6 protein-coding genes are annotated in these 9,537 nt (G+C 45.8%); 5 read left to right on the top strand and 1 reads right to left on the bottom strand.

Going from position 1 to position 9,537, the window contains the following annotated elements:
- From OCK74_RS25735 to OCK74_RS25715, 5 genes are all read left to right on the top strand, one after another.
- Window positions 1–1,410: right-handed parallel beta-helix repeat-containing protein (locus OCK74_RS25735; RefSeq protein WP_279299988.1), on the top strand; the 1,410-nt coding region annotated here is incomplete at its 5' end.
- A 42-nt stretch (window positions 1,411–1,452) separates the two neighbouring features.
- Window positions 1,453–3,771 (top strand): hypothetical protein, encoded by a 2,319-nt coding sequence (locus OCK74_RS25730; RefSeq protein ID WP_279299987.1) that lies wholly within the window; start codon window positions 1,453–1,455, stop codon window positions 3,769–3,771.
- 38 nt (window positions 3,772–3,809) lie between these two features.
- Window positions 3,810–3,944: a hypothetical protein gene (locus tag OCK74_RS25725; RefSeq protein WP_279299986.1), complete on the top strand. Its 135-nt coding sequence runs from the start codon at window positions 3,810–3,812 to the stop codon at window positions 3,942–3,944.
- A gap of 19 nt (window positions 3,945–3,963) precedes the next feature.
- Window positions 3,964–5,832 carry a right-handed parallel beta-helix repeat-containing protein gene (locus tag OCK74_RS25720; protein WP_279299985.1) on the top strand — a complete coding sequence of 623 codons (1,869 nt, stop codon included), beginning with the start codon at window positions 3,964–3,966 and terminating at the stop codon, window positions 5,830–5,832.
- A gap of 79 nt (window positions 5,833–5,911) precedes the next feature.
- Window positions 5,912–8,602 (top strand): glycoside hydrolase family 38 N-terminal domain-containing protein, encoded by a 2,691-nt coding sequence (locus tag OCK74_RS25715; protein WP_279299984.1) that lies wholly within the window; start codon window positions 5,912–5,914, stop codon window positions 8,600–8,602.
- Between the two features lie 158 nt (window positions 8,603–8,760).
- Here OCK74_RS25715 and OCK74_RS25710 read toward each other — a convergent pair whose 3' ends face one another.
- Window positions 8,761–9,489 carry a GntR family transcriptional regulator gene (locus OCK74_RS25710; RefSeq protein ID WP_279299983.1) on the bottom strand — a complete coding sequence of 243 codons (729 nt, stop codon included), beginning with the start codon at window positions 9,487–9,489 and terminating at the stop codon, window positions 8,761–8,763.
- Between the last annotated feature and the right edge of the window lie 48 nt (window positions 9,490–9,537).

Genomic DNA, 9,537 nt, shown 5'->3' with positions numbered 1-9,537 from the left:
GCTGATGAAAAGAGCCAACTTTGGACAGCTTCTGTCGATACAGCAACAACAACCATTTGGGCACAGTTTAAAAACGTAAACCCCAATAACGAAATAACTGAAATCAACGTTCGTGAAACTGTATTTTATCCCGACCAACCATTTATAAATTTTATTACAGTTCGTGGCTTTACTATGGAACAGGCCGCTACCAACTGGGCACCACCTACAGCAGAACAAATGGGATTAATCGGTACACATTGGAGCCGGGGCTGGATCATAGAGAACAACACTGTTCGTTACTCAAAATGTGTAGGCATAGCATTGGGTAAATATGGCGATGATCATGATAACAATCAGACAGAGTCTGCAGAAGGTTATGTAGGTACCATTAAAAGAGCATTAGCCTTTGGTTGGAACAAAGGAACCATTGGGGGGCACATTGTTCGTAACAACACCATCTCCAATTGCGAGCAAACAGGTATTGTGGGTAGCATGGGCTGTGCGTTTAGTATCATAGAGGGCAACACGATCCATGATATTTTTATTAAGCGCTTATTTAGCGGATACGAACAGGCAGCCATTAAATTTCACGGCGCCGTAGATGTGCAGATTCGTCATAACCATATTTACAGGAGCAACCTGGGAATTTGGCTCGATTGGATGGCCCAGGGAGCCCAGGTAAAGAATAACCTGATGCATGATAATGACGAGGATATTTTCCTGGAGGTAGATCATGGACCTATGCTGGTCAGCAATAATATCTTGCTGTCTAAAACAAACCTTCTTATGAACTCAAGAGGGGCAGCTTTTGTTCATAACATTTTTGCCGGTAAAATAAATGTGATCAACTATGATAGCCGTTTGACACCCTATCATAAACCTCATTCTACTTCCCTTGTCAGCCTGCACGACAATCCAGGTGGTGATGTTCAGTTTGTGAATAACCTGTTTGTGAGAGATGGAAATGCCCGGGAATACAGTAAGGCATTGTTGCCGGTTGTCTTCGATGGTAATGTATACACGAAAGGCGTAATCAGGGCTGGAAGCACCGACAATCAAAAGAGGTTTGGAGAGATGAGTAAAAGCGCAAAAGAGCAAATGAAAAAATATCAGGACCAACAGGCCATAGAAAGGAATGCTTTGGTCATCAATGACTATGATGCCATGGCAAACTTGACAGCCGAAAACGATGGTATGTACCTGGAAATTTCATTGGACAAAAATTGGCTGAACGGGCAAAAAAGAAAGCTGGTGACTACCGAAACTTTGACCAGGGCTCTTGTTCCGGATTTGCCTTTCGAAAACACAGATGGCTCGCCATTAAAGATCGATACAGATTATTTCGGCAAAAAGCGTAATGTGACTAATCCCTCGCCTGGTCCATTTGAAATCAGGAGCAGCGGAAAGCAAAAAATTAAAGTATGGTAAATACTCATATAAAGTTTCAATCAATAATCAATAAGTTATATAATGATCTCCAAAATATTTAAAGGCCAATTATTGCTGATTGCATTATTGGCCGTTACAACTAATTTAGTTGCGCAGGCTGATTTTAAAACCGATTATTTTAAAATCCATATAGATGGTCGTGGTTATATCACCAGCATGAAGAATACAACGGTTCATCCCCATAAGGAATTTAGCCCGGCGGATAAGCCATCACCTTTATTGAGCCTGTACGATGGCGGCAAAAAGGTTTATTATGAGCCGGTTAAAGCAACTTATAGCAAGGCAAAGAAGGAGATCACTTTAACTTTTTCAAACCAATCGGTTGCCCGCATCGGCCTGGTCGCACAGCAGAAATATTTCAGGATGACTCTTTTGTCCCTGGCACCACGCAAAGGGATCGAAGGCATTCAATGGGGTCCTTATCATACCAATATCACCAATCTTTTTGGCGAAATCATCGGTGTTGCCCGCGATACCAGTGATGCGGTAAATTACGCCATAGGTATGCTCGCCCTGAACGATAATACTTTGGGTGGCACTTCTGACCTTCAAGGTGATGCAGCCCCTTTTCAGTATATCATCCACAGTCCGGACCCGAAGCTGTATCCATTGCCCGGAAATTTGTATGAAGGGCAGGTATTTACATTGGGAGGAAATGGCATCAGCGATGTTGCTTTTTATGCGCACAAAGAACCCTATTATCGTACATTGTACGGTAATGCAGCAGGGGTTGATAAAAAAGGACGAATTTCTATTTCTTATCATTCTAGAGACCGGTCGCAGAAGCGGGAAATTTATTTTTCATTGATACCAAATATGCCTGCCAACAAACCCAATCACATCGATGTTCAGCCCTTGCCGGGAGTGGATTATATAGGTTCGTCGGTAGCATTATGGGGCAGCCCCGATAGCACTGCATTGATGAATGTTGTAAAAAACATTGTTTTATCCGAAAAATTACCATATCCCACCATCAACGGTAAATGGGTAAAAGACCCGGCTGCATTTGTTCCCGATGCCATTACCAGCGGAAATATGTACGACAGCATCATTTCCTATACGGACCGCTTAGGCTTTAAGGCAATCAGTTTATACGACCAGGGTTTTTTAAGACCCGACCGTGGCAATGAAGGTTATATCGATGGCAAAAATTTCGGGAAAAAGCCTTTGAAGCTCACATCTGGAAACCTGTCGCACAAAGAGTTTTCGGAAATGGCTGCGAAGTATGGAATTATGATAGGCCGTACGCCTATCACCAATTCACTGGCGCCGGGCACTAAAGACGCCAGCCCTATTCCCAGCGATAGCTTGTGCTATCAGCAAAAACGATTGTTGGTAAAAAGCATTGATGCGGCAGATACGATCATCCTTGTTAATGACCCAAAATATCTGGAGGAAATTGCCAGTTGGGAAGGGCATTGTGCTAACTTAAACATGGTGAAAATCGGAAAAGAGCTAATTCATTATATGGGCGTTTCAGATAAACCACCATACCGCCTTTTAAATGTAAAACGTGGCTATTGGAAAACATCTCCGGAAAGCCATGCTACCGGCGATACGATTTACAAGCTGCAGGTAACAGTTAATTACGGTTACGACGGGCTTATACCCAACATGCAGTTGCAGGATAAAATAGCAGAATATTACGCTGAAGTATGCAAAATCAATGGATTAAGCTACTACGATTTCGACGGGCAGGAGTTTTTGTTCAACAACGGGCATGGCTATTACTCGGCTAAGCGTTTCTTTGGGAAAATGTTTGAAAGGGCGGCTGCACTTGGCGTTCCGTACATCCGTTTTACAGGGGCTACTTTGTCAGAAGGGTCATGGCATTATCAAAGCATTTGGAATGTTGGTGGCGGCAAAAATCTTTACGATGCCGATACCCGGGAGTGGGGCAGCACCACTAGCCAGGGAAAGGACCTGAGAGATGTAACATACGCCAACTTTTTCCCGGCAGGCATGGGCGGCAATTTCCCTATTAAAGCCAATTCAAAAGTTGAACAATACGAGCATATACAAGCAATTTCTGTGGGTGTTGGAACAACATACAGTTTGCATCTGAACCAGAAAGATGTTGAAAGCTGCCCTCAGAAGGATGCTATTTTTAAAACGATAAGAACCTGGGAGAATGCAAGGGCTGCCAATGCTTTTCCAAGGTGGGTTAAAAAAGAGTTGGCAGATGCTTCGCAAAGTTTTCGTCTGGAGGAAGTTGATGCCAATAACTGGAATTTGTATAAAGTGAATGCCGATGGATCTGGTAAGCGATTCTTTGTTGCACTGAAAAGAGATAAAGCATATCCGCTTTCAATCAGTCATGCAACGGCATCAATGAAATAAAATGGCACTCTGGTGGACTCAATGATTCATTGAAAGCCATGTGCAAAGACAAACAGGGGAGTGGTGAGTTGGACAAGCAGGATTTTGACGCTGCATCCAGCCATCACTCCCAATTTGCTTTGAAAATCCCTGTGGCTCGCCCTAAAATAGATACCGACTATTTGCCATCATAGCAAAAAAATCTGACAATCCATGAAAATGAAACTTTTCCCCACATTCCTGTTCCTCGCTGCTGCGATGTCGACCTTTGCCACCGAGTTCCATGTTTCTTCGACCAAAGGCAACGACGCTTCGGATGGCTCTGCCCAAAAGCCCTTCAAGACTATAATGGCCGCTGCCAACAAGGCCATGCCCGGCGATATTATAACTATTCATGCAGGGATCTATCGCGAAACGGTTGCCCCACCGCGTGGTGGCGAATCGCCATCTAAGCGCATTACCTATCAGGCCGCCAAGGGCGAAAATGTCATTATCACCGGCTCGGAACCGGTCACCGGCTGGACCAGGGAGCAAAGTGACACATGGAAAGTAGTCATCCCTAACACCTTCTTTGGTGACTACAATCCCTTTGGTGATTTGATCACAGGCGACTGGTTTCACCCGCAGGGACGCACGGCTCACACTGGTTCTGTTTACATCGACGACCAATGGCTCAAAGAAGCCACCGCTCTCGACCAAGTGCTCCAACCAGCCACTGGCGCTCTACTCTTCTTCGCTGAGGTCGGTTCAGAAAGCACCGTCGTCCACGCCCAGTTTCCCGACAAGGATCCGAACAGGGCGCAAGTTGAAGTGAATGTCCGCCAGACGGTCTTCTACCCCACAAAGAACTTTATCAACTATATCACCGTCCGGGGGTTCATCCTGCAAAACGCCGCGCCCAACTGGGCGCCGCCCACCATTGAGCAAAAGGCGATCATCGGCACCAACTGGAGCAAGGGCTGGATCATCGAGAACAACCTCATCCGCAACTCCGCCTGCGCCGGTCTGTCGCTAGGCAAGTACGGCGATGATTGGGGCAATAACGGCCCGGGTTACAAGGACTGGAACCTGACCATTGAACGCGCCCTTAAAAACGGCTGGAACAAGGACTCCATTGGCCACCACTTAGTGCGTAATAACGAAATCCGCGAGTGCGACGAAGTCGGCATTGTTGGCGCCTTCGGTGGCGCTTTTAGCATCATCGAGCGCAACCACATCCACGATATTGCCGTGCGTGGCCTCTTCGGAGGCGCGGAACTCGCCGGCATCAAATTTCATGGTGCGATCGATACCTACATCCGCGACAATTGGATTCACCACTGTATTCGCGGCATGCACCTGGACTGGATGACGCAGGGTACGCAAATCACCGGTAATCTCATGCACAATAATGATGGCCGGCCTTCCGGCAAGGTCGGGTTCTACGAAGCTGGAGGTGGGCAGGACATTTTCCTGGAGGTCAATCACGGCCCCTGCCTCATCGCCAACAACATCCTGCTGTCTGGCCAATCGATCTTCAATGCCGCCCACGGCACCGCCTTCGTGCACAACCTGATGCGCAAAGTTGATCCATCCTTCGACCGTTGGCTTCCCCGCAAAACTCCCTACCTCCTTCCGCATGGCACTGCTATTGCCGGTCAATACGACAACCGAAGTGGGGATGATCGTTTCCTCAACAATATCTTCATCGCTCCCACTACGCTCGCGCACTACAACACCTCTTCGCTGCCGATGACCATGGAAGGCAACGTCTTCACCAAAGGTTGCCTCCCTTCAGCACAGGAGAAAAAACCGCTGCTCGACTCAGGTTTCGGACCCAAACCCGCCATCGAAATCCGCAATGGCCAAGCCTGGCTCCGCCTTTCTTCCAGCCCCGCGTGGGTGATGGAACAAAAGAGACGCCTTGTGACCACTGAGTTGCTGGGCAAGGCTATCGTTCCGCAACAAGCGTTTGAGTACAGCGATGGTTCGCCGTTGTGTATTGACACCGATTACTTCGACAGAAAACGCAAAGCCTCCAATCCTTTCCCGGGTCCCTTTGAAACACCTGTGAATGGGGAGATTAAGGTATGGCCGAAGTGATCGCATGTAGTATACAGCCAGCCCTTTGCCCAAACTGTTTGAAATGAAATTGAGAAAAAAATAAATTTAAACATTTAGCATGATGAGTCGAACAAAACTGGTTTTGATTGCGTTGCTGCTTTTCAGTACTGCTGGAATGACAGTTTGCGCACAGTCGATTGCTCAAAAAAACAAACTGTCCGTGCCCTTTGAAAAAAACGACAAGGTGAAAGAGATCATTGTCGTCTTTAAAACACATTTCGATATCGGTTATACGCACAGCGTGAAGGACATTGTGCAGTACTACCGTACTGACATGATTGATAAAGCGCTCAAAGCCATGGATGCATCACGGTCCATGCCCACAGAACAACAGTTTAAATGGACCTGCCCCGGATGGGTAATGTCAAAAGTATTGGAGCCCTGGCCTGGACAGACAGAGGAGCGAAGAAAAAAATTGGATGAAGCGTTCAGTAAGGGAAGATTTAACATTCACGCAATGCCTTTTACTGTGGAGACCGATGCATGTGAACCGGAAGTGCTGACACGGGGGCTTGGTTTTGCATCAAGACTTTCAAGGCAATATCATCTTCCGCTTCCACAGGCTGCAAAGGTTTCTGATATGCCTTCTCACTCGGGAGAGTTGGCAACTGTTCTTGGTAATGCAGGGGTAAAGTTCTTACATATAGGATGTAACTGGCCAAGTGGTTTTGTGCAAACGCCAGGTCTTTTCTGGTGGGAAGGACCTGATGGCTCAAGGGTGCTCACTTTATATTCGAGCATTTATGGTACCGCAACCGGGCTTAACTGGCCGCACGATTGGGGAAAAGGCGAACATTTTGTGGGGCGTGGATTGCTGCCGCCTGCCGATTGGCCCTACAAAGTTTGGCCAGCCATCTTAGTGACGATGGACAATAGCGGTCCTCCCAAAGAGAAGGATGTGAAAGCGTTATTTGATGAAGCACAGAAAAGGCTGCCTGGGGTAAAAATACGGGTGGGGACCATGGATGATTTCACCAAAGCCATACTTGCCGAAAATCCTAAGCTTCCTGTTATTAAAAAGGAAATGCCCGATACCTGGATTCATGGTATTATGTGCGATCCGAGTGGCTCGAAACTGTCAAGGGAAGCCGCACCATTATTAGCTTCTGGTGAAGTATTGAACACCCAGTTGAAAACCTGGGGATTACCGGTATCGTCTATTGCCGATTCGGTGGCCAGGGCTTATGAGCAGATGGCCTTGTATGCAGAACACACCTGGGGTGGATCCGCTTCTGTGAATCAGTATGGTGAAGAATTTAAAAAACTGCCAGCTTCAAAAAATGCCAACCTGGAAGCATCCTGGGAAGATAAAACTGATTATGTCCGTAATGCCTGGAATATTTCCAATCACATGAAACAGGAAAACCTGGAATGGTTGGCCCAATCTGTAAAATGTGATCCCAATAGTGTTATTGTTTATAATCCGCTGCCCTGGAAACGTAGCGGTATAGTGGATGTGAACGGGCAACAAGTTTTTGTAAAGAATATTCCAGCCAGTGGATATACTACAGTTTCCCTTCCGGGTAAATTCAACGTGAAAACTCCGGCAAATGATTTCATCGAGAATGGCTTCTATAAAATAACATTTGATGCCGAAAGAGGTGCCATACTGTCTCTTGTGGACAAGCGTACCGGATATGATTGGGCTGCTAATATTTCTGGTTGCCAGACAGGCCAATATTGTAATGAACGATTTACTTACGAGCAAACAGCAAGGTTTACGGAAGCATACCAGCAAAAGCGTGCATGGAATGCATTTGGCGTAAGCGGTGATTGGCTGCATCCAGGCATTGAAAAGCGCGGTATGATTTCCGAAAAAACAATCCCTTATCGCATAGCATCACCTGCAGGTGGGAAACTGAATATTCAGTCCACTTCATTAAAACAAACAGCAATATTGGAAATGCCGGCCGATACTGCCAACCATTTACCTGCCTCAAGATTGACTGTAACCCTCGTTGATGGCCAACCTTATTTGGACATGGAAGTAACCATTCTCGATAAGGCGAAGGACAATTGGCCGGAAGCCGACTGGCTGGCCCTTCCATTCAATATTAAGGATCCTGTTTTTAAAGTGTACCGCCCGTTGGGAATAATGGACCCTGCGAAGGATATTGTAAAAGGAGCGAACAGGCACCTGTATTCAGTTGGGCAAGGTGTTACGCTGACGGATGCAAAAGGTAGGGGCATAGCTGTGGCCCCACTCGACCACCCGTTGATCAGTTTGGATACGCCGGGCTGCTGGAAGTTTTCACTTGATTTTGTTCCTAAAAAGCCGGTAGTGTATATCAATTTATACAACAATCAATGGAATACAAATTACCGGTATTGGTATCCGGGTTCCTGGAGTTCCCGTGTCAGGATCTGGACATTTGATAACAACACACCCAAAGATGAAATGATGTCTGTCCCCGCATTGGAAGCACGCAATCCACTGCAGGTGATAGCCCCTGAAAAGAGCACAAGTAAGTTGCCTTCGGCACAAAAAGGAGTGGAGTGTTCCCGGAAGGGTGTGCTGGTTACAGCATTTGGTGAAGACCCCGATGGTAATAAAGGCACGCTGTTGCGTTTATGGGAAATGGCTGGGCAATCAGGTGCAATCACGATTGCATTGCCCGGGCAGCAGTTCACTAAAGCCACACCAGTAAACCTTCGTGGTGAAGTGACCGGCAAGCCCATCAAGATCATGAACGGAAAATTCAGTTGTTCGATTAAACAATTTGGACCGGCCAGTTTTATCCTGGAATAATGCAAAAACAATTAAATTTCCGCAGGTCCCTGCATTCAGAAGTTCGGTTCGTTTTGTGGTGATCAGCATGCTAAGATGGCACATGGAAAAAGAAAAAGCCGGGAGGTTGCAACCTCCCGGCTTTTTTATGTTAAATGCAACTAAGCTGCTGTTGCTTACTATTCTCTTCTACTCTCAATTGTGTAAATGAAGCTATCTGCTTTATAGAAACCTAAATTATATTCTATGGGACGTTCCACCTGGTCAAAAACAAACCTTTTTCTGAGTAAGATAGGACTTCCCTGGTCGAGTTGCAGTTTACCAGCTATAAATTTGTCAGCAGATCTGGCACTGATTTCTTCCTTGGAGAGATTGGCAACAACGTGATAATCCTTTTCCAGGATTTCATAAAGTGGCCGTTTGAAATCTTCATCTCCGGTAAGTCCAATACGGGGATGAAAATAGGACACAAAATAAACAAATGGTCCTTCTGAACGCCCTCTCAATCTTTCAAGTTTTAATACCTTTTTGTTCCCTTTTATTTCAAAGAAATTAGCAATTTGCTCATCTGGCTTGACCCAACTGATTTTGAGTTCAAAATTTTTAATCGGTATACCCCGTAACGCCATTTCCTGCGAAAAACTTAGCCAATTCAAAGCTTTTGAGCTAACGATATTATTAACCTTAGTTCCCAACCCTTTTTTCCTGACAAGCAAGCCTTCATATACCAACTTGTTGATGGCTTGTCTCAAAGTTCCTCTTGAAATAGTAAGCTTTGTTGCTAACTCGATTTCATTGGGCAGGTTTTTTCCTTTCTGATATTGTGGCTGCCTGATAATTTTTCTCAGCAGTTCCTCTGCCTGGATATGTAACGGGATAGGGCTACTATGATCAATTTTAATTTTCATATGTATTCATGAAGATACAATATTACTTTTTTTGGGGAATTCTAATGA

The sequence above is a fragment of the Paraflavisolibacter caeni genome (genome assembly GCF_025628885.1).
Lineage (GTDB): Bacteria > Bacteroidota > Bacteroidia > Chitinophagales > Chitinophagaceae > Flavisolibacter > Flavisolibacter caeni.
The sequence above is the reverse complement of the archived record's forward strand: the minus strand, read 5'-3'. Positions and strand labels throughout refer to the sequence as shown.